The sequence below is a fragment of the Planococcus shenhongbingii genome, from assembly GCF_030413635.1.
GTDB classification, from domain to species: domain Bacteria; phylum Bacillota; class Bacilli; order Bacillales_A; family Planococcaceae; genus Planococcus; species Planococcus shenhongbingii.
Map to the genome: position 1 here is coordinate 1,310,543 of NZ_CP129235.1, position 20,646 is coordinate 1,331,188.

A 20,646-nucleotide genomic window follows, 5' to 3' on the forward strand; every position below is an offset into this window, starting at 1 on the left:
TGGAATAGTCCGAAATAAAGGAGAGGGCCAAATGGAAATAAACGAGTTGTTTTTCCATGCTAAATCTGGTGACCGTGCGGCTTTTAGCAAATGGTGTTTTGCAAACCAATTACTGATTGGCCGGTTTGGCTTTCAAAATGGCATCCCATTAGCTGCAACCAGTGCCTATCAGGGTGAAGTGTTCCGGAAAATCTATACATTATTAAGCGACATCCAACCTGAAGAAGCAGAAAAAAGATTATGGCAGACGGCCATTAAATTGTTAACTGGATATCGGGAAAAAACAGCGGAATCCATGGAAACGGAAGCGCTCCGATTTGAGGAAGACAAGGAAACCCATGAGGCAATACAGGGAATGGATGAGCAACAACGAATTCCGTTCCTTTTGGTTAATTTTTATGGAAAAAGCCTATGGGAAGTTAGCGGGATATTAGGGAAGCCAGAGCAGCAAATCCACGAAAGTGTGATCCAAGCCAAGGCTTTTTTAACTCATCGATTAGCTTTGCAGAACGATGTCCAGATAGAAAAAAGACTGGAATTTATAGAGAAATCATATGCAAGAATACCTTTTTCGCTTTCTGAAAGTGACTTTTCTACAAATGAGCAACAAGAGGAGATCCAGATTGACGCAATGGATGCTGATGGAAAAAGGACGGCCGCCAAACGGTCTACTGTCCTGCTTGCTGTTGCGGGAATCGCCATGGCGGGAGTGGTCGGGGCATCTTTTCTGTTTGATGACCCCAATCCAAACATCAATTCTCCGGCTTCAGTAGAAGCTGACGAAACTGTTACAGCAAAAATGGTGGAAGAATGGCGTGCGGAATTCAATGATATTCGCGCATCTTCTCCTGCACGCCTCGGGGTAGATCCAGAAGTATATGAGCAATTTGCTTTTGTTAAAGAAGCGGACGCTTTAATGAAGAGGACATTTAAGGAAAGCAATATAGAAAAGATGGGGAATGACAAGAAAAAGATGCAGCGGCAAGTTGATAAGCTGCTGCTTGCAATCGATACGCCTAACGGAATGGCGATGGGGGTGCAGGATGTTTTCCTCACTGGAGAAGAAAACTTGGAATTCCTGTATGGCTATGGAGCAAAAACTAAAGAATTGCTGATTTCGGCTGAACAAGTATTGGTGCAGCACGAGGAAGCTTTAGCACAAGTGAAGTTCAATGGACTTTTATCTGCAGAAAAATTAATGGCACAGCCGAAGGGCTTGCCTGTTGAAGTGCAAGGTTTGCTGGCTTCTTTAAGGGAGAGGGGGCTGACGGTTGTTAAGCATCCGGCAGAAGAGCGATTTATAGTGAGAAGGCACCCGGAAGCTCTGTATTCAAGTGATGTAATGAATCAGGATTATACAGCTAATGCTTATTTCAATCTTCTGGCGAACGATCCTTATTTTGATGATAAGGGGCTGTTGTTGCCGTCAGAGCATATGGCGCAAATATTGAGTCATATGGAACTTAACTTGGTGGAAGCAAAGACTTCATCAAAGTTGTATCAGGAATTTGCTTTCATTTTTCAGCATTCCTTTTTCCTGTTGCTTAAAGGAACGGAAGATCAAACGATATTCGATAGTCATGGAGTAGTTAAAGAAGAATATCAGCTGGCTTGGAAAACTTTCAGCACACAGGCGGGCAACCCGCTGCTTTATCTAATGCTGCCGATTGTGGAGGAAATGGAGGCCAGTGGCTGGACCTCATCCAAGAGCTACGACAATCTAGCGTATGAGAATATTATGGAAGCGATGGAAATGGAAAAAAAGGGGCTCTTAGCAGAAAAACTGCCGAATGGCGATGTCGTGGTTGAAAAGGAGTTAGTTGAAATCGAGCATTATGATTTTGAAGCGATGGCTAAGCTTTATAAATCATTTTCTGCTGGGCATGATAAAAATCTGTTAATAGGGCTTGCGCCATTGGATACTTTAATTTTGTATCAGTATGCAAATCAGCAAGAGGATCCAGTGACAATGTGGAATTTAATGGAAGACGAAGGCGCGAAACCGGAGCTGGAGGACTACCTGCGTTTTTGGAGAAAACAGCCTGATTTTTTTGCAGGCATGAGATGGATTGAAGCAGGTCCGGAAAATGTGCACAGAATAGGCAAGAACCTGGAGCTATTTCCATATCTGAATTTTTTTGAAGAAAATGGCCCAATGCAATATATGCCAGGGCTTGTCACTTCGGGAAAAGATCTTTGGCTCGTAAAGTATCATCTATATGAATCCTATGATCTTGCAGAAAAAGGACAAAGCTTCACTAAAAAAGTGGAATCTCTCTATGCTGAATTTTCTGCTGACCTGGAAGAAGACATATTGAATGTGGCTTCTCCTGGTGAAATAGGCGGCATGTTCTTGCTGGCAAAAGAAAAGGATGACGTCCGCACAATGTCTGCCTTGTACGAAGATGAAACACAGCAGGCACCGGAAGTTCTTGAAGCACAGATAGAATCGCGCGGAGTGATTGGTCTTTCAGAGGCCAATCGGGTGATTTTCTCTATGGATTCCGCCAACTACGGGTTTATTCCTAATGTGGAAACCGGCATTTTGTATTTTGAAAACCAGCAGCCGGTGGAGAGCGAACCCTTTAATGGCAACCAGTTGACTATGGTGAAAACCGAGAAAGGCTGGAAAATAGGAGATTTAAATATGTACTAATTTTACTACCGGGCTAGTACTGTGCTATAATATACAGATGCCAATAGGTGTACAGGATAATTAGATAAGTATAGGAGCGGGTAGAACATGACAAAAACATATCAAGCAGGCGACACAGTAACAGGTAAAGTAACAGGAATTCAGCCATACGGGGCATTCGTGGCATTGGACGATCAAACACAAGGATTGGTCCACATTTCAGAAATCACTCACGGCTACGTAAAAGAAGTAAGCGAATATTTGGCAGTAGGCCAAGAAGTAAACGTAAAAGTATTGGAAGTTGATGAAAAATCAAAAAAAATCAGCTTATCAATCCGTGCACTTCAAGAGCAGCCACCAGCAGCTCAACGCACTGAAAAACCAAAACAATCACTTCAATCACACGTGAATGAAAATGATTCTGAAGGATTCAACTCATTGAAAGACAAAATGCAAGAATGGATCAAACGTTCAGGGCAATAAGAAAAGTGTAGGCGATCGAGTAAGGTCCGACAGGCATAAGACGCACTGGCGAAGCGGCATGTTTTCAGCCGCACAGCCGGGGTGGCTTATGACCCGAGGACCTGATCGCCGGAACTGGACAATAAGAAAAGCGGAAACGGCCGTCTAGATTTGACGGGCGTAAGACGGGCTGCCGAAGTGGCGTATTTTCAGCCACACAGGCGGAACGGCTTACGACCCTAGAATCTGGCCGTTGCAGCTAGACAGTAAGAAATATGCAGGCGGCCATATTGCCGCAAATGCAAAAAATGAAGCACAGACATCATGTCTGCGCTTCATTTTTTTTGATTTTTCTTAAGCGGTACTGCAGATTTTGCCGGCTCATGCCGAGAGCCGCTGCTGCTTTTGTTACATTGCCTCCATGAAGATCCATTGCCTTCTGCAAATAGTACATCTCCGCTTCAAACAAATAATCATCAAGCGGCAGTAATTCCCTGCCGGAACGGATGATAAAATCTTCAGGGGCCAAAGCGGTTTTGTTCATCGCTTTAGACTTAAAATGCGAGGGAAGCAAATTTAAGCTGATATGTTCCTGAGTCGTGATCAGTGAGGTGATTTCATCCAAAAGAAGTTCGAGTTCTTTCAAATTCCCAGGCCAATCATATGCCATAAAGAGTTTTTTGACTTCATCATCTAATCCGCGAACCATAGAACCGAAATTCATGCGGTGGCGTGATAAATAATCGTCGATGAAAGGCTGTATATCTTCTTTGCGGTTCCGCAATGGTTCCAATTTGATGGTCATTGCGGAAAAGAAGTAATAAAGCTCTTTTGATAATTTATTCGAAGCAATCAGCTCTACCGGATCTTCGCCGACACTTGCGATAAAATATGTATCGCCACTCATTTGGTCTTGAGCCATCTTCAATAACTGGATTTGCAGTGGCCGCGATAATAAATCGATGCGTTCGCAATAAATCGTGCCACCGGATTTGGCGGACAGGTTTTTGTTCAATTGATCAATCAATTCACCATTGGTGCCGTGGCAGTATAGGGTGTAAAGTTGCCCTTTTGAAGAAGAAGCCCAATGGATGGCTTCAGCAATCAGCTCTTTTCCTGTGCCGGATTCTCCAATCAATAACACCGGCAATTTGGTCGCAGCCGCTTTCTCGGCGGTTTCGAGCACTTTTCTCATGCTATTCGAAACAGCTGTAATGCTGTTGAAGGTAATCGGTTCTTCATATTTTTTCAATGGCTGATACACGACTTTCTCAAGCGTCGTAACATCCCGGGACATTTCCATCGCTCCAATTAACTTTCCTTTTGAATAAATGGGGTAAGTATCATTTAGAGTCGTAATTTGCTGTCCTTTGCGGTTCCAGTATGTTTGCTTCGCATTAAAAACAGCTTCTCCTGTTTGCAGCACTTGAAGCAATGTACTTTCATGCTGGTCAAAACGGAACATTTCCAACAAGGAGCGGTCAACCAATTCTTCAAAGTCGAATCCTTCAATTTCTTTCATTTTATTATTGTATAAAATGGTCTTGCCTTTCAGGTCAACTGCATGAATGCCAACCGCTACATGCTCGGCAGCGAATTTTAAAAAAGGCGTCATGTCCATTTCTTCGCTGGTCAATACTATCACCTCAAAATTATTTTAGCTTTTTGATAGAAAATGCTTGATTAATGCAACAATCTTTTGCATTATTATATATGTAAAGATATTAGAAGTGCAAATTTTTTTTGCATACCTACAAAATTCAAGGAGGATTTACATGATTCCCTACAAACATGAACCATTTACAGATTTCTCAATCGAAGAAAACCGCAATGCTTTTCTAGCAGGTTTGAAAACAGTTGAGGCATATTTAGGCCAAGACTACCCATTGATCATCGGTGGAGAGCGTGTAATGACTGAAGACAAAATCGTATCATTCAACCCAGCTGACAAAGAAGAAATCGTTGGCCGCGTTTCTAAATCTAATAAAGAATTAGCTGAAAAAGCGATGCAATCAGCTCTTGAAGCATTTAAAACTTGGAAAAAAGTAAAACCTGAAGTACGTGCAGATGTACTATTCAAAGCAGCAGCAATTATTCGCCGCCGCAAACACGAATTCTCAGCTCTATTAACAAAAGAAGCAGGGAAGCCATGGAACGAAGCGGATGCAGATACAGCAGAAGCAATCGACTTCCTGGAATACTATGCTCGCCAAATGCTTCGTTTAAAAGACGGCATGCCTGTTATGAGCCGTCCGGGCGAATACAACCGTTATGATTACATTCCTTTAGGCGTGGGCGTTGTCATTTCGCCTTGGAACTTCGCTTTCGCTATCATGGCTGGTACGACTGTAGCTGCGATGGTAACTGGAAACACAGTACTATTGAAGCCGGCTTCTACAACTCCGGTTGTCGCTTATAAATTCATCGAAGTTCTAGAAGAAGCAGGAATGCCGGCAGGCGTTGTCAACTTCATTCCAGGACCTGGCGCTGAAGTAGGGGATTACCTTGTTGATCACCCGCAAACTCGCTTTATCTCTTTCACTGGTTCACGTGCAGTCGGACTTCGCATTGCAGAACGTTCTTCTAAAGTAAATGAAGGACAAATCTGGATGAAACGTTTAATTGCTGAAATGGGCGGGAAAGATACTATGGTCGTGGATAAAGAAGCAGATCTTGAACTTGCAGCTCAGACCATCGTGAAATCTGCATTCGGATTCAGCGGACAGAAATGTTCTGCAGCGTCACGTGCAGTCATCGTTGAAGATGTTTACGACCAAGTGTTGGACCGTGTCATTGAATTGACGGGCGAATTGACAATCGGTAACCCGGTTGACCAGAACAACTTCATGGGACCAGTGATTGATGCAGCGGCATACAAGAAAATCATGGACTATGTTGAAATTGGAAAAGGGGAAGGCCGTCTAGTTGCTGGTGGTACTGGAGATGACTCAACAGGTTACTTCGTTAACCCGACAATCATTGCTGACCTTGATCCAAAATCACGCATCATGCAAGAAGAAATTTTCGGGCCAGTTATCGGCATTTCAAAAGCAAAAGACTTCACTGAAGCGATTGAAATTGCCAACAACACTGAATACGGCTTGACTGGAGCGGTCATCACAAACAACCGTGAACACCTAGAGCAAGCACGTGAAGATTTCCATGTCGGTAACCTTTACTTCAACCGCGGATGCACAGGCGCTATTGTTGGATACCAGCCATTTGGCGGATTCAATATGTCTGGTACGGATTCAAAAGCAGGCGGTCCGGATTACCTGACTCTTCATCTGCAAGCTAAAACAACTTCAGAGATGTTATAATTATTCGGCAAATGTTATAGTAATTCATAAAGAGGCAGACGCAACGTCTGCCTTTTTTAAAAAAGGAGGAAATAACATGACAAAAACACAGCAAATTATTGAAAAAACTGAAAAGTACGGTGCTCACAACTATCATCCACTTCCAATCGTTATTACTGAAGCGGAAGGTGTTTGGGTAAAAGATCCGGAAGGCAATCAATTCATGGACATGCTTTCTGCATATTCTGCAGTTAACCAGGGCCATCGCCACCCTAAAATTATCAAGGCATTAAAAGATCAAGCGGACCGTGTGACTTTGACTTCTCGTGCTTTCCATAACGATATGCTCGCTCCATGGTATGAAATGATCTGCAATATTTCAGGCAAGGAAATGGCATTGCCGATGAACACGGGTGCGGAAGCAGTGGAAACCGCTTTCAAAGCAGCCCGCCGCTGGGCTTATGATGTTAAAGGCGTTGAAGAAAACCAAGCAGAAATCATTGCCTGCAACGGGAATTTCCATGGCCGTACAATGACTGCTGTTTCATTATCGTCAGATCCTGAATACCGCAAAGGTTTTGGACCGATGCTTCCAGGCATCAACTTGATTCCTTACGGTGATTTAGAAGCTTTAAGAAATGCCATCACGCCGAACACAGCTGCATTCTTGATTGAGCCTATCCAAGGCGAAGCTGGAATCATTATGCCGGAAGAAGGTTTCTTGAAAGCTGCAAGAGAACTTTGCCGTGAAAACAACGTCCTGTTCATTGCCGATGAAATTCAATGCGGCCTTGCGCGTACTGGTAAAATGTTTGCTTGTGAATGGGAAGATGTAAATCCGGATATGTACATACTTGGAAAAGCGCTGGGCGGCGGAGTATTCCCGATTTCTTGCGTGGTAGCTGACCATGAAATCCTTGGTGTCTTTAACCCAGGTTCACACGGTTCTACTTTTGGCGGAAATCCGCTTGCGTGTGCTGTTTCAATTGCTTCGATGGAAGTGCTGCAAGAAGAGGAACTGGCAGATCGTTCACTTGAACTAGGAGAATATTTCATGGGCAAATTGCGTGAAATCGATCATCCTTCTATTAAAGAAGTTCGCGGACGCGGTTTATTCATCGGAATGGAACTGACAGAAGAAGCTCGTCCATATTGCGAACAATTGAAAGAACTTGGCTTACTGTGCAAAGAAACTCATGACACAGTCATCCGTTTTGCTCCACCGCTGATTATTTCAAAAGAAGACTTGGACTGGGCAATTGAGCGCATTCAAAAAGTCTTCTTAAAATAAGAACGGACTGACAAATATAAACTCAATTATGTTACACTAGTTGCGGAGTTATAACTATAAATATAAAGAGGCGAATTAAAACAATGGCTGAAAACTTGAATTTGTTGACTTCAACGCAGAGTGTTATTAAAACTGCTTTGGATAAACTTGGATATGAAGAAGCGATGTACGAACTTCTAAAAGAACCGATGCGAATTATGGAAGTCCGTATTCCAGTACGTATGGATGATGGAAAAACAAAAGTGTTTACCGGGTTCCGTGCACAGCACAACGATGCAGTAGGACCAACGAAAGGTGGAATTCGTTTCCATCCTGAAGTGAACCGTGAAGAAGTTATAGCATTATCTATGTGGATGACACTGAAATGCGGAATCGTTGATTTGCCATACGGCGGCGGTAAAGGCGGCATTATTTGCGATCCCCGTGAAATGTCAATGCATGAAATTGAGAAATTGAGCCGTGGGTATGTGCGTTCTATTAGCCAAATCGTAGGACCGAACAAAGACATCCCGGCACCGGACGTATTTACAAATTCTCAAATCATGGCTTGGATGATGGATGAATACAGCAAAATTGATGAATTCAACTCACCAGGATTTATTACCGGAAAACCGATTGTTCTGGGAGGCTCTCAAGGCCGGGACAAAGCAACAGCCCAAGGCGTGACGATTGTTCTTAATGAAGCTGCTAAAAAACGCGATTTGGAAATGAAAGGCGCTAGAGTTGTTATTCAAGGTTTCGGAAACGCAGGCAGTTTCTTAGCTAAATTCTTGCATGATCAAGGTGCAAAAATTGTTGGTATTTCCGATGCTTACGGTGCTCTTCACGATCCAGATGGTTTGGATATTGAGTATTTGCTCGATCGCCGCGACAGTTTTGGTACAGTGACTACATTATTTGAAAATACGATTACCAATAAAGAATTGTTTGAATTGGATTGCGACATTATTGTTCCTGCTGCGATTTCTAATCAAATCACTGCAGAAAACGCACCGAACATCAAAGCTTCAATCGTAGTGGAAGCTGCAAATGGCCCTACTACTGCAGAAGCAACGAAGATTCTATCTGATCGTGGAATCCTGCTGGTTCCTGATGTATTGGCGAGCGCTGGTGGAGTAACTGTTTCTTACTTTGAATGGGTTCAGAACAACCAAGGTTATTACTGGACACAAGAAGAAGTCGATGAAAAGTTAACTAAAAAATTAGTTGATGCATTTGAAAATGTATACAATGTAGCTATTACGCGCAATATTGACATGCGCTTAGCTGCCTATATGGTAGGTGTCCGAAGAACGGCAGAAGCTGCCCGCTTCCGTGGATGGGTATAATATTGAAGATTAACCGCTTGGGAATTTCCTGAGCGGTTTTTTTAATCCAAATTTTTGCGTTTTTTTCATAGAATGGACATAATAGAGTTTGAAAAGGAGGCTGAAAAATGAATGCATTTTCGTTTTATAATCCTGTTAAGTTAATTTTTGGTAAAGGTCAATTGGCCGCAGTAAAGAAAGAATTGCCTAAATACGGCAAGAAAGTCCTGGTTGTATACGGTGGAGGCAGCATCAAGAAAAACGGCATATACGATGAAGTGATGCAAACTCTTGGTGAAGCAGAACTTGAAATTTTTGAATTATCAGGAGTGGAGCCGAATCCTCGCATTTCGACAGCGCGAAAAGGGATTGAAATCTGCAAAAAAGAAGGAATTGAGATGCTGCTAGCCGTGGGCGGCGGTTCTGTTATCGATTGCACCAAACTGATAGCTTGTGGCGCTACATATGAAGGCGATGCTTGGGACTTCGTATCACGCAAAGCGCAGCCGAAAAGTGCTTTGCCATTCGGAACGGTATTGACCCTTGCGGCTACAGGTTCTGAAATGAACGCCGGATCTGTTATCACTAATGAAGAAACGCAAGAAAAATATGGGTGGGGAAGTCCTTTTTCTTTCCCGAAATTTTCGATATTAGATCCGACTTATACCATGTCAGTGCCTGAAAATCATACAGTCTATGGAATTGTTGACATGATGTCGCATATTTTTGAACAATACTTTAACAATGCTACAAACACACCGGTCCAAGATCGGATGTGTGAAGGTGTATTAAAGGCAGTTATTGAAACTGCGCCAAAATTAATGGAAGATCTACAAAGTTACGAACACCGGGAAACGATTTTATTCGCCGGTACGATGGGGCTGAATAACTTCTTGCAAATGGGCTATAACGGAGACTGGGCTACGCATAATATCGAACATGCGGTGTCTGCTGTCTATGATATTCCTCATGCGGGTGGCCTTGCGATTCTTTTCCCGCAGTGGATGCGCCACAATGTAAAAGTTAATCCTTCCAGATTCGCTCAAATGGCTGTTCGCGTCTTCGATGTGAATCCTGAAGGAAAGACTGAAGAAGAAATAGCATTTGAAGGAATTGACCGTTTGCGGGATTTCTGGACATCTCTTGGAGCCCCGACGCGTTTGGTTGACTACAATATCGATGATACTAAAATCGATTTAATGGTTGAAAAAGCGATGGTTTATGGGGAATTCGGCAACTTTACGAAGTTGAAAGATGAAGATGTGAAAGAAATATTGCAAGCATCTCTATAAAAAAAGCTTGAGCGCATAAAATTGCGCTCAAGCTTTTTTAATTATTCGGTTACTGGAGGCATGGATTCAGGGCGTTTACTTACATGCGTCCAATGTTTCACTCCGTCATCTGCATCTAACGAGACAACGACGTCATTGACACTTGGCTGGCTCAACAGCACCTCGGCTATACGATCTTGAAGTTCATCTGCTTCTGCGACACTTAGTGAAGGATTAACTTCAACTTTCGTCTCTACATGAAGAAATTCACCTTCCTTGATGACTTCAAGCTTTCGGATATCTTTTACATCCGGATGTTCACTCAGTAAATGGGCGATGTGATTAACCATCTGTTCATCAGTTTCTCCGATAGCTCCCCGTGCATTCTCAAGAAATACTTTCATAACCACGTAAAACATCATTAACCCGATGGCGATCGATGCAGCACCTTCAACTGCAAGGAAGCCGGTATAATGGGCGATCAATACAGCAATCAAAGCGAGTAGACCACCGGCAGTTGCAACTAAGTCTTCCATAAAGACAAGTTTCGTTGCAGGCTTTGCGCGATCCATATGAGCAAAACTTGTTGTCAATGGAGCCATTGCTCCACCTTTGACGCCTGCTTCATGAAGAATTTCTTTTCCGGCTTTATATAGAACGAAAGTTTCTAAAATAATGGCAATTGATAACACCACAACACTGATGATGAATCCTTCTGCTTCAACCGGTTGAGTCATTTGATGCCAGCCTTCGACGATAGTTTCATAAGCCATGATTCCAACAATCAGGACGGCACCAAGCAGAACGATATTCAACAACCGGCCAAACCCATTAGGAAATTGTTTGGTAGGGGCTTTTTTTGATAATGCTGAACCGATAAAGACGAAATATTGATTCGCTGCGTCACCGATCGAGTGCATCGTTTCCGCAAACATGGCAACGTTTCCTGTGAAAAAGAAAGCTACACCTTTCATTATTGCGATAAACGTATTTGTGATGGCTGCGTACAGCGATGGTTTGTTTCCGTTCTTAAGTAATCCAAAAAATTCTGCCATTCCATTTCCTCCTTAATTAATTAACTCAATCGTCACTTGTTCAACGTAGTCGATCGAACCGATCGTTTGATAAAGAAAAAGTGTTTGTTTGTCCTGTGAAAAGGAGGTCCGCATAATCAATTCATGTTTTTGCGGCTCGCCCTTTTCCTGTTGATCGGAAATAGAAAGAGTCTCGATCACGACACCAACTTTTTTTATATCTTCTACTATTGAAGCGATTGAGTTTTTTTCAGTAACAATAATCTTGATGATTGCCTCAATCATCTGTAGCCGCTTCGGACCGTATTTAAAGAGCAGGGGGGGGACGAGCTCAATCCCAATCAGAATAATCAGTACAGAGACAGCGGCTTCAATATAAAAACCTGCTGCTACCGCAATGCCGATTCCGCCGGCTCCCCAAATCATCGCTGCAGTTGTTAACCCGGAGATCGAATCATTGCCTCGCTTTAATATAACACCAGCTCCAAGAAAACCAATACCAGAAACTATTTGAGCTGCCAAACGAAGTGGATCCATTGTAATATTTACGTTGTCATGCTCGCTTCCTTTTGCAATATACGCAGACTCAATAGAGATGATGGTCAACAAACAACTGAAGGTGGCGATGACAATGCTCGTCTTTAAACCTACAGGCTTTCTTTTTAATTCCCTCTCTAAGCCGATTATTAAACTTAATAAAGCGGCTAAAAATAATTTTAGAAAAGTTTCAAGCGAGAAAACTTCAAGAGAAGAAAAAAGATCCACATGTTTAGCCTCCTTTCGTTTCGAGTATTGAAAAAGAAGATTGGACGTGTCACACTATTAAAAGTGTGAAATCCACTATGTATTTTCAAACAGAACTTAATAGAAAAGAGGCGTCAATATGGAAAGACCAGCGGTTCATCCCTTTATTCCCATCATCATCGGTGTTTTTTCAGTTGCTCTCTCAGCAATCTTTGTGAAAATGACATCTGCGGACTCTGGAGTTACCGCATTTTACCGAATGCTGTTTTCAATTCTCATCATGAGCCCAATCTTCTTTATGAAATATACCCATGAAATTAAAAAGCTAAGCAAAAGAGATTGGATTTTCACATCAATTGCAGGTGTTTTCTTGGCTTTTCACTTTATCTTATGGTTTGAATCATTGAACTATACTTCTGTTGCAAGCTCTACTGTGCTTGTTACGCTGCAGCCTTTATTTGCTTTTGCCGGTACCTATTTCTTTTTTAAAGAGAAAATTTCTTTAAAGACATTAATATCTGGAATGATTGCGGTGCTCGGAAGTGTTTTAATCGGTTATGGAGATTTTAAAGTCAGTGGATCAGCATTGTATGGAGATATATTAGCTCTGATTGCCTGTGCTTTAATAACAGCTTATCTTCTATTTGGGCAGGATGTTAGGAAGAGGCTGTCGTTAATTACATATACTTTTGTAGTTTATAGTTTTAGTACCATAACGTTATTCTTCTATATCGTATTCAAAGGAGAATCATTTGGTCCTTATCCAGCATCTGAGTGGATGTGGTTTTTATTGTTGGCAATAATCCCTAACTTGCTCGGACACACTTTATTTAATTGGGCGCTGAAGTGGGTAAGTACGAACGTGATTTCAATTGCTATTTTATTTGAGCCAGTAGGGGCTGCTGTATTAGCTTATTTCATACTGGGAGAGGTGTTGAGCTTAAGCCAGATTGTTGGCGGAAGTGTAGTATTGGCGGGAATCATTTTGTTCGTTGCAGATTACGAAAAAATAAAATCAATCTTTTTTAAGAAAAGGGGTTGATTTTATCCGCGTGGCGGTTTATATTTATACATGTCCTTAAGACGAGCGGAAAAAATATTTTGAAATAGTATTGACAACGTTTCGGAAGTAGGATATATTAATAAAGTCGCCAATGAGTGCGGCGTTCACAAAAGAAAACCTGAACCTTGAAAACTGAACAGCAAAACGTCAACAAAAATTGTTGAAGCGCCTTGGCGCGACAACGAATTTTCTGCGAGGATCGTCGCAAAGCGATCCGAGCAAACTTACTGATCAGCGCAAGCAGATCAAGCGAGATTGTGCGCATTCGTGCGGCAATCCCGCCAGCAGAACATTGAGCAATCAATTTCTTCTATAATGGAGAGTTTGATCCTGGCTCAGGACGAACGCTGGCGGCGTGCCTAATACATGCAAGTCGAGCGGAAAATTTGGAGCTTGCTCCAAGTTTTCAGCGGCGGACGGGTGAGTAACACGTGGGCAACCTGCCCTGCAGTTCGGGATAACTCCGGGAAACCGGGGCTAATACCGGATAGGTTCGGCTCCCGCCTGGGAGCCGACGGAAAGACGGCTCACGCTGTCGCTGCTGGATGGGCCCGCGGCGCATTAGCTAGTTGGGGGGGTAACGGCCTCCCAAGGCCACGATGCGTAGCCGACCTGAGAGGGTGATCGGCCACACTGGGACTGAGACACGGCCCAGACTCCTACGGGAGGCAGCAGTAGGGAATCTTCCGCAATGGACGCAAGTCTGACGGAGCAACGCCGCGTGAGTGATGAAGGTTTTCGGATCGTAAAACTCTGTTGTAAGGGAAGAAACCGTGCCGGAGTAACTGCCGGCACCTTGACGGTACCTTACCAGAAAGCCACGGCTAACTACGTGCCAGCAGCCGCGGTAATACGTAGGTGGCAAGCGTTGTCCGGAATTATTGGGCGTAAAGCGCGCGCAGGCGGTCCTTTAAGTCCGATGTGAAAGCCCACGGCTCAACCGTGGAGGGTCATTGGAAACTGGGGGACTTGAGTGCAGAAGAGGAAAGTGGAATTCCATGTGTAGCGGTGAAATGCGTAGAGATGTGGAGGAACACCAGTGGCGAAGGCGACTTTCTGGTCTGTAACTGACGCTGAGGCGCGAAAGCGTGGGGAGCAAACAGGATTAGATACCCTGGTAGTCCACGCCGTAAACGATGAGTGCTAAGTGTTAGGGGGTTTCCGCCCCTTAGTGCTGCAGCTAACGCATTAAGCACTCCGCCTGGGGAGTACGGCCGCAAGGCTGAAACTCAAAGGAATTGACGGGGGCCCGCACAAGCGGTGGAGCATGTGGTTTAATTCGAAGCAACGCGAAGAACCTTACCAGGTCTTGACATCCCGCTGCCCGCCTTGGAGACAAGGCTTTCCCTTCGGGGACAGCGGTGACAGGTGGTGCATGGTTGTCGTCAGCTCGTGTCGTGAGATGTTGGGTTAAGTCCCGCAACGAGCGCAACCCTTGATCTTAGTTGCCAGCATTCAGTTGGGCACTCTAAGGTGACTGCCGGTGACAAACCGGAGGAAGGTGGGGATGACGTCAAATCATCATGCCCCTTATGACCTGGGCTACACACGTGCTACAATGGACGGTACAAAGGGTCGCCAACCCGCGAGGGGGAGCCAATCCCAGAAAACCGTTCTCAGTTCGGATTGCAGGCTGCAACTCGCCTGCATGAAGCCGGAATCGCTAGTAATCGTGGATCAGCATGCCACGGTGAATACGTTCCCGGGCCTTGTACACACCGCCCGTCACACCACGAGAGTTTGTAACACCCGAAGTCGGTGAGGTAACCCCTTGTGGGAGCCAGCCGCCGAAGGTGGGACAGATGATTGGGGTGAAGTCGTAACAAGGTAGCCGTATCGGAAGGTGCGGCTGGATCACCTCCTTTCTAAGGATTACTTCGGAACGGAACCTCACGGTTCCGGTTGACGTTTTGCGTTCGGTTTTGAAGGTTCACACCTTGGCAGCGATGCCTTTTTTTGTGACTTTCAACAACTTGTTCTTTGAAAACTGGATATGACGACATTGAAACAAACGAAACAACGCAACACAAGTGATGAGACCGAGCGATCGGTCGACTTTCTATGTAACCAACTTGGTTAAGTTAGAAAGGGCGCACGGTGGATGCCTTGGCACTAGGAGCCGAAGAAGGACGGCACTAACACCGATATGCTCCGGGGAGCTGTAAGTGAGCATTGATCCGGAGATTTCCGAATGGGGGAACCCCCTGCCCGTAATGGGGCAGGATCCATGTGTGAATTCATAGCACATGAGAAGGCAGACCCAGGGAACTGAAACATCTAAGTACCTGGAGGAACAGAAAGCAAATGCGATTCCCTGAGTAGCGGCGAGCGAAACGGGAACAGCCCAAACCAAGAGGCTTGCCTCTTGGGGTTGTAGGACACTCAATACGGAGTTACAAAAGCACGCGTTAGGCGAAGCGACCTGGAACGGTCCGCGACACTGGGTAACAGCCCCGTAGCCGAAAAGGCGTGCCCTCCTGAGTGGATCCTGAGTACGGCGGAACACGTGAAATTCCGTCGGAATCCGGGAGGACCATCTCCCAAGGCTAAATACTCCCTAGTGACCGATAGTGAACCAGTACCGTGAGGGAAAGGTGAAAAGCACCCCGGAAGGGGAGTGAAACAGATCCTGAAACCGTGTGCCTACAACTAGTCAAAGCCCGTTCATGGGTGATGGCGTGCCTTTTGTAGAATGAACCGGCGAGTTACGATTGCATGCAAGGTTAAGATGAGAAGTCGGAGCCGCAGCGAAAGCGAGTCTGAACAGGGCGAATGAGTATGCAGTTGTAGACCCGAAACCAGGTGATCTACCCATGTCCAGGGTGAAGGTAAGGTAACACTTACTGGAGGCCCGAACCCACGCACGTTGAAAAGTGCGGGGATGAGGTGTGGGTAGCGGAGAAATTCCAATCGAACCTGGAGATAGCTGGTTCTCTCCGAAATAGCTTTAGGGCTAGCCTCAAGATTGAGAATCCTGGAGGTAGAGCACTGTTTGGACTAGGGGCCCATCCCGGGTTACCGAATTCAGACAAACTCCGAATGCCAGTGATTTATGCTTGGGAGTCAGACTGCGAGTGATAAGATCCGTAGTCAAGAGGGAAACAGCCCAGACCACCAGCTAAGGTCCCCAAATATCCGTTAAGTGGAAAAGGATGTGGCGTTGCTTAGACAACCAGGATGTTGGCTTAGAAGCAGCCATCATTTAAAGAGTGCGTAATAGCTCACTGGTCGAGTGACACTGCGCCGAAAATGTACCGGGGCTAAACGGATTACCGAAGCTGTGGATGGACATCAACGATGTCCGTGGTAGGAGAGCGTTCTAAGGGCGTTGAAGCGGAACCGGAAGGATTCGTGGAGCGCTTAGAAGTGAGAATGCCGGTATGAGTAACGAAAGACGGGTGAGAATCCCGTCCACCGAATGCCCAAGGTTTCCTGAGGAAGGCTCGTCCGCTCAGGGTCAGTCGGGACCTAAGTCGAGGCCGATAGGCGTAGACGATGGACAACAGGTTGATATTCCTGTACCACCTCCCCGCCGTTTGAGCAATGGGGGGACGCAGAAGGATAAGGCGAGCGCGCCGTTGGTTGAGCGCGTCCAAGCCGTGAGGCGGGAAATGAGGCAAATCCCATTTCCATAACGTTGAGCGGTGACGGCAAGGGGCGTATGCCCTGGAGTCCCTGATTTCACACTGCCAAGAAAAGCCTCTAGCGAGGCGGGAGGTGCCCGTACCGCAAACCGACACAGGTAGGCGAGAAGAGAATTCTAAGGTGAGCGAGTGAACTCTCGTTAAGGAACTCGGCAAAATGACCCCGTAACTTCGGGAGAAGGGGTGCTCTGGTAGGGTGAACAGCCCGAGAGAGCCGCAGTGAATAGGCCCAGGCGACTGTTTAGCAAAAACACAGGTCTCTGCCAAACCGTAAGGTGACGTATAGGGGCTGACGCCTGCCCGGTGCTGGAAGGTTAAGGGGAGTGCTTAGCGCAAGCGAAGGTGCGAACTGAAGCCCCAGTAAACGGCGGCCGTAACTATAACGGTCCTAAGGTAGCGAAATTCCTTGTCGGGTAAGTTCCGACCCGCACGAAAGGCGTAACGATCTGGGCACTGTCTCAACGAGAGACTCGGTGAAATTATAGTACCTGTGAAGATGCAGGTTACCCGCGACAGGACGGAAAGACCCCGTGGAGCTTTACTGTAGCCTGATATTGACTTTTGGTGCAACTTGTACAGGATAGGTAGGAGCCTTTGAGCCCGGAGCGCCAGCTTCGGGGGAGGCGTCGGTGGGATACTACCCTGGTTGTATTGAAATTCTAACCCGCACCCCTGATCGGGGTGGGAGACAGTGTCAGGCGGGCAGTTTGACTGGGGCGGTCGCCTCCTAAAGAGTAACGGAGGCGCCCAAAGGTTCCCTCAGAATGGTTGGAAATCATTCGCAGAGTGTAAAGGCACAAGGGAGCTTGACTGCGAGACGGACAGGTCGAGCAGGGTCGAAAGACGGGCTTAGTGATCCGGTGGTTCCGCATGGAAGGGCCATCGCTCAACGGATAAAAGCTACCCCGGGGATAACAGGCTTATCTCCCCCAAGAGTCCACATCGACGGGGAGGTTTGGCACCTCGATGTCGGCTCATCGCATCCTGGGGCTGTAGTCGGTCCCAAGGGTTGGGCTGTTCGCCCATTAAAGCGGTACGCGAGCTGGGTTCAGAACGTCGTGAGACAGTTCGGTCCCTATCCGTCGCGGGCGCAGGAAATTTGAGAGGAGCTGTCCTTAGTACGAGAGGACCGGGATGGACACACCGCTGGTGTACCAGTTGTTCCGCCAGGGGCATCGCTGGGTAGCTATGTGTGGCCGGGATAAGTGCTGAAAGCATCTAAGCACGAAGCCCCCCTCAAGATGAGATTTCCCATTGCGCAAGCAAGTAAGATCCCTCAAAGACGATGAGGTAGATAGGTTCGGGGTGGAAGCGCGGCGACGCGTGCAGCTGACGAATACTAATCGATCGAGGACTTAACCAAATACGTTTGTTCAATGTCGCATATCCGGTTTTGAAGGCGCAAGGCACAAGTTTTTTTCAAAAAAAGCTTGCAATCCCATCGGGGATTGGTATAATAAACCTTGTCTTTTAAAAACCAAACAGTCCAGTGATGATGGCAAAGAGGCCACACCCGTTCCCATCCCGAACACGGCAGTTAAGCTCTTTTGCGCCAATGGTAGTTGGGGGTTTCCCCCTGCGAGAGTAGGACATTGCTGGGCATACATAACGGAGGATTAGCTCAGCTGGGAGAGCATCTGCCTTACAAGCAGAGGGTCGGCGGTTCGATCCCGTCATCCTCCACCATTTTTCTCTGTCGCCGGAGTAGCTCAACTGGTAGAGCAACTGACTTGTAATCAGTAGGTTGAGGGTTCAAGTCCTTTCTCCGGCACCATTCCTGTTCGAGCCATTAGCTCAGTTGGTAGAGCATCTGACTTTTAATCAGAGGGTCGAAGGTTCGAATCCTTCATGGCTCACCATTTTTTCACAATTTCATTGCCACGCGGGTGTGGCGGAACTGGCAGACGCACTAGACTTAGGATCTAGCGCCTTCGGGCGTGGGGGTTCGACTCCCTTCACCCGCACCATTTTTTGCGGAAGTAGTTCAGTGGTAGAACGCCACCTTGCCAAGGTGGAGGTCGCGAGTTCGAACCTCGTCTTCCGCTCCAATTTTTTTGCACCAATAGCCGACCCTATGCCGGGGTGGCGGAACTGGCAGACGCACAGGACTTAAAATCCTGCGGTAGGTGACTACCGTACCGGTTCGATTCCGGTCCTCGGCACCATTTGGTTTTGCAAAAACCGTAGGTTTTCATCATATGCGCCCGTAGCTCAATTGGATAGAGTACTTGACTACGAATCAAGCGGTTAGAGGTTCGAGTCCTCTCGGGCGCGCCATATTTTTTCACCACTCAGCAATTCAGTTCGGGAAGTAGCTCAGCTTGGTAGAGCACTTGGTTTGGGACCAAGGGGTCGCAGGTTCGAATCCTGTCTTCCCGACCATTCAATGGGGCCTTAGCTCAGCTGGGAGAGCGCCTGCCTTGCACGCAGGAGGTCAGCGGTTCGATCCCGCTAGGCTCCACCAACTATATAATAAAGATCCTGGCGGCGTAGCTCAGCTGGCTAGAGCGTACGGTTCATACCCGTAAGGTCGGGGGTTCGATCCCCTCTGCCGCCACTTTTTTAGGACCTTTAGCTCAGTTGGTTAGAGCAGACGGCTCATAACCGTCCGGTCGCAGGTTCGAGTCCTGCAAGGTCCACCATTCATTTTATTAGCACGGAGGAATACCCAAGTTTGGCTGAAGGGATCGGTCTTGAAAACCGACAGGGGAGTCAAATCCCGCGGGGGTTCGAATCCCTCTTCCTCCTCCATTTTTTTCAAAATGTGTGGACTATCATTTTTATTTCTTCTATATTATTGTCGCGGGGTAGAGCAGTTCGGTAGCTCGTCGGGCTCATAACCCGGAGGTCGCAGGTTCAAATCCTGCCCCCGCAACCAAAATGGTCCCGTGGTGTAGCGGTTAACATGCCTGCCTGTCACGCAGGAGATCGCCGGTTCGATCCCGGTCGGGACCGCCATTTTTACATAACAAAATGGGTCAGTAGCTCAGTTGGTAGAGCATTAGATTGAAGCTCTAAGTGTCGGCGGTTCGATTCCGTCCTGACCCACCATTTTTTTGCGGGTGTAGTTTAGTGGTAAAACCTCAGCCTTCCAAGCTGATGATGAGAGTTCGATTCTCTTCACCCGCTCCATTAATTATTATACATATGGGCCTATAGCTCAGCTGGTTAGAGCGCACGCCTGATAAGCGTGAGGTCGATGGTTCGAGTCCATTTAGGCCCACCATTCCGAAGTAGCTCAGTGGTAGAGCACCGCACTGTTAATGCGATGGTCGTAGGTTCGAATCCTACCTTCGGAGCCATACTGGGGAAGTACTCAAGTGGCTGAAGAGGCGCCCCTGCTAAGGGTGTAGGTCGGGAAACCGGCGCGAGGGTTCAAATCCCTCCTTCTCCGCCAGTAATTGGCCCCTTGGTCAAGCGGTTAAGACACCGCCCTTTCACGGCGGTAACACGGGTTCGAATCCCGTAGGGGTCATACTAAAAGAGACATGCATTCTAATGCATGTCTCTTTTTTTGATAAAGTTCAATAAAGGAGTCACTTGATTTTAAAGTGGCTCTTTTTTTATTGCTAATGGCTTGAATGGAACGATAATTCTTTTTAAATGAAGTTTAGCTATGTATGGTTATACCGATTATGACAATGGCAAACACATTACAAAGAAAAACAGCTAAAAAAGCAATAGGTAGAAACCATACCTCTCTAGTCAATACAAAAAAATACTTCTAAAGACAATGCTGCTATCTTTATCATGATTGGCATGACTTTGAGAATCTCTTTACAAAAGTCTTTCAAGGTTAAAAGACAAGTTTATTGAATCATCCAGGCAGCCATTGTCAGCTAAAAATAATTGTGTCGTTCTGTACAATTTTCCCTTTGTATTCACCTTCAATTTCA

At 46.0% G+C, this 20,646-nt stretch carries 10 protein-coding genes, 20 tRNA genes and 3 rRNA genes; 30 read left to right on the forward strand and 3 right to left on the reverse strand.

The window, feature by feature from the left end; all coding sequences use genetic code 11:
- Positions 1-31 precede the first annotated feature (31 nt).
- Together QWY16_RS06495 and yugI are read left to right on the forward strand one after the other, a co-directional pair.
- Entirely contained in the window at positions 32-2,656 is a 2,625-nt protein-coding gene (locus QWY16_RS06495; protein ID WP_300992141.1) for an RNA polymerase sigma factor, read from the forward strand.
- An 87-nt stretch (positions 2,657-2,743) separates the two neighbouring features.
- On the forward strand, positions 2,744-3,118 hold the full coding sequence (gene yugI / locus QWY16_RS06500) for a S1 domain-containing post-transcriptional regulator GSP13 (RefSeq protein ID WP_300992142.1): 375 nt from the start codon (positions 2,744-2,746) through the stop codon (positions 3,116-3,118).
- A gap of 301 nt (positions 3,119-3,419) precedes the next feature.
- Here the strand turns inward: yugI and QWY16_RS06505 are convergent, their stop codons facing one another.
- Complete coding sequence (locus QWY16_RS06505; protein WP_436837181.1) at positions 3,420-4,718, reverse strand: AAA-type ATPase lid domain-containing protein; 1,299 nt, start codon at positions 4,716-4,718, stop codon at positions 3,420-3,422.
- A gap of 154 nt (positions 4,719-4,872) precedes the next feature.
- On the opposite strand from QWY16_RS06505, the gene pruA reads away from it, so the two are divergent.
- The 4 genes from pruA to QWY16_RS06525 all read left to right on the forward strand — a co-directional run bounded on the left by pruA (position 4,873) and on the right by QWY16_RS06525 (position 10,286).
- Positions 4,873-6,417 (forward strand): L-glutamate gamma-semialdehyde dehydrogenase, encoded by a 1,545-nt coding sequence (pruA, locus tag QWY16_RS06510; protein WP_300992145.1) that lies wholly within the window; start codon positions 4,873-4,875, stop codon positions 6,415-6,417.
- Positions 6,418-6,493: 76 nt separating this feature from the next.
- Positions 6,494-7,687 (forward strand): ornithine--oxo-acid transaminase, encoded by a 1,194-nt coding sequence (locus QWY16_RS06515; protein WP_300992146.1) that lies wholly within the window; start codon positions 6,494-6,496, stop codon positions 7,685-7,687.
- 83 nt (positions 7,688-7,770) lie between these two features.
- The gene (locus QWY16_RS06520; RefSeq protein WP_300992147.1) at positions 7,771-9,015 is read left to right on the forward strand and encodes a Glu/Leu/Phe/Val family dehydrogenase; all 1,245 of its coding nucleotides are present in this window, start codon (positions 7,771-7,773) and stop codon (positions 9,013-9,015) included.
- 107 nt (positions 9,016-9,122) lie between these two features.
- A complete protein-coding gene (locus tag QWY16_RS06525; protein ID WP_300992148.1) occupies positions 9,123-10,286 on the forward strand; it encodes an iron-containing alcohol dehydrogenase in 1,164 nt (387 codons plus the stop codon).
- Between the two features lie 41 nt (positions 10,287-10,327).
- Here QWY16_RS06525 and QWY16_RS06530 read toward each other — a convergent pair whose 3' ends face one another.
- Together QWY16_RS06530 and QWY16_RS06535 are read right to left on the reverse strand one after the other, a co-directional pair.
- Complete coding sequence (locus QWY16_RS06530) at positions 10,328-11,320, reverse strand: cation diffusion facilitator family transporter (protein ID WP_300992150.1); 993 nt, start codon at positions 11,318-11,320, stop codon at positions 10,328-10,330.
- A gap of 12 nt (positions 11,321-11,332) precedes the next feature.
- Positions 11,333-12,064: an MgtC/SapB family protein gene (locus tag QWY16_RS06535; protein WP_300992152.1), complete on the reverse strand. Its 732-nt coding sequence runs from the start codon at positions 12,062-12,064 to the stop codon at positions 11,333-11,335.
- 118 nt (positions 12,065-12,182) lie between these two features.
- Between QWY16_RS06535 and QWY16_RS06540 the strand changes: the two genes are divergently transcribed.
- The 24 genes from QWY16_RS06540 (at position 12,183) to QWY16_RS06655 (ending at position 20,225) form a co-directional block, all read left to right on the forward strand.
- A complete protein-coding gene (locus QWY16_RS06540; RefSeq protein WP_300992154.1) occupies positions 12,183-13,085 on the forward strand; it encodes a DMT family transporter in 903 nt (300 codons plus the stop codon).
- 333 nt (positions 13,086-13,418) lie between these two features.
- A 16S ribosomal RNA gene (locus QWY16_RS06545) occupies positions 13,419-14,971 on the forward strand.
- Positions 14,972-15,180: 209 nt separating this feature from the next.
- Positions 15,181-18,113, forward strand: a 23S ribosomal RNA gene (locus QWY16_RS06550).
- A 122-nt stretch (positions 18,114-18,235) separates the two neighbouring features.
- Positions 18,236-18,351: ribosomal RNA gene (gene rrf / locus QWY16_RS06555) — 5S ribosomal RNA — on the forward strand.
- The 16S, 23S and 5S rRNA genes sit together here with 20 tRNA genes alongside, the layout of an rRNA operon.
- Before the next feature lie 9 nt (positions 18,352-18,360).
- Positions 18,361-18,436: transfer RNA gene (locus QWY16_RS06560), tRNA-Val, on the forward strand.
- 12 nt (positions 18,437-18,448) lie between these two features.
- Positions 18,449-18,524 (forward strand) — tRNA-Thr (locus tag QWY16_RS06565).
- Positions 18,525-18,533: 9 nt separating this feature from the next.
- Positions 18,534-18,609: transfer RNA gene (locus tag QWY16_RS06570), tRNA-Lys, on the forward strand.
- Positions 18,610-18,632: 23 nt separating this feature from the next.
- Positions 18,633-18,717: transfer RNA gene (locus QWY16_RS06575), tRNA-Leu, on the forward strand.
- A 6-nt stretch (positions 18,718-18,723) separates the two neighbouring features.
- Positions 18,724-18,798 (forward strand) — tRNA-Gly (locus tag QWY16_RS06580).
- 28 nt (positions 18,799-18,826) lie between these two features.
- Positions 18,827-18,915, forward strand: a tRNA-Leu gene (locus tag QWY16_RS06585).
- Positions 18,916-18,950: 35 nt separating this feature from the next.
- Positions 18,951-19,027, forward strand: a tRNA-Arg gene (locus QWY16_RS06590).
- Between the two features lie 28 nt (positions 19,028-19,055).
- Positions 19,056-19,132 (forward strand) — tRNA-Pro (locus tag QWY16_RS06595).
- A gap of 6 nt (positions 19,133-19,138) precedes the next feature.
- Positions 19,139-19,214, forward strand: a tRNA-Ala gene (locus tag QWY16_RS06600).
- Positions 19,215-19,233: 19 nt separating this feature from the next.
- A tRNA-Met gene (locus QWY16_RS06605) sits at positions 19,234-19,307 on the forward strand.
- Positions 19,308-19,315: 8 nt separating this feature from the next.
- Positions 19,316-19,392 (forward strand) — tRNA-Ile (locus QWY16_RS06610).
- A 16-nt stretch (positions 19,393-19,408) separates the two neighbouring features.
- Positions 19,409-19,501 (forward strand) — tRNA-Ser (locus QWY16_RS06615).
- Between the two features lie 50 nt (positions 19,502-19,551).
- Positions 19,552-19,628, forward strand: a tRNA-Met gene (locus QWY16_RS06620).
- 4 nt (positions 19,629-19,632) lie between these two features.
- Positions 19,633-19,708, forward strand: a tRNA-Asp gene (locus tag QWY16_RS06625).
- 17 nt (positions 19,709-19,725) lie between these two features.
- A tRNA-Phe gene (locus QWY16_RS06630) sits at positions 19,726-19,801 on the forward strand.
- Positions 19,802-19,808: 7 nt separating this feature from the next.
- Positions 19,809-19,882, forward strand: a tRNA-Gly gene (locus QWY16_RS06635).
- Positions 19,883-19,899: 17 nt separating this feature from the next.
- Positions 19,900-19,976: transfer RNA gene (locus QWY16_RS06640), tRNA-Ile, on the forward strand.
- A gap of 1 nt (position 19,977) precedes the next feature.
- Positions 19,978-20,052 (forward strand) — tRNA-Asn (locus QWY16_RS06645).
- Positions 20,053-20,056: 4 nt separating this feature from the next.
- Positions 20,057-20,147, forward strand: a tRNA-Ser gene (locus QWY16_RS06650).
- Between the two features lie 6 nt (positions 20,148-20,153).
- A tRNA-Glu gene (locus QWY16_RS06655) sits at positions 20,154-20,225 on the forward strand.
- The last annotated feature ends 421 nt before the right edge of the window (positions 20,226-20,646 follow it).

Coding starts and splice junctions, on each gene's coding strand:
- QWY16_RS06495 (WP_300992141.1), top strand. CDS start 32: ATGGAAATAAACGAGTTGTTTTTCCATGCTAAATCTGGTGACCGTGCG.
- yugI (WP_300992142.1), top strand. CDS start 2,744: ATGACAAAAACATATCAAGCAGGCGACACAGTAACAGGTAAAGTAACA.
- QWY16_RS06505 (WP_436837181.1), bottom strand. CDS start 4,718: ATGGACATGACGCCTTTTTTAAAATTCGCTGCCGAGCATGTAGCGGTT.
- pruA (WP_300992145.1), top strand. CDS start 4,873: ATGATTCCCTACAAACATGAACCATTTACAGATTTCTCAATCGAAGAA.
- QWY16_RS06515 (WP_300992146.1), top strand. CDS start 6,494: ATGACAAAAACACAGCAAATTATTGAAAAAACTGAAAAGTACGGTGCT.
- QWY16_RS06520 (WP_300992147.1), top strand. CDS start 7,771: ATGGCTGAAAACTTGAATTTGTTGACTTCAACGCAGAGTGTTATTAAA.
- QWY16_RS06525 (WP_300992148.1), top strand. CDS start 9,123: ATGAATGCATTTTCGTTTTATAATCCTGTTAAGTTAATTTTTGGTAAA.
- QWY16_RS06530 (WP_300992150.1), bottom strand. CDS start 11,320: ATGGCAGAATTTTTTGGATTACTTAAGAACGGAAACAAACCATCGCTG.
- QWY16_RS06540 (WP_300992154.1), top strand. CDS start 12,183: ATGGAAAGACCAGCGGTTCATCCCTTTATTCCCATCATCATCGGTGTT.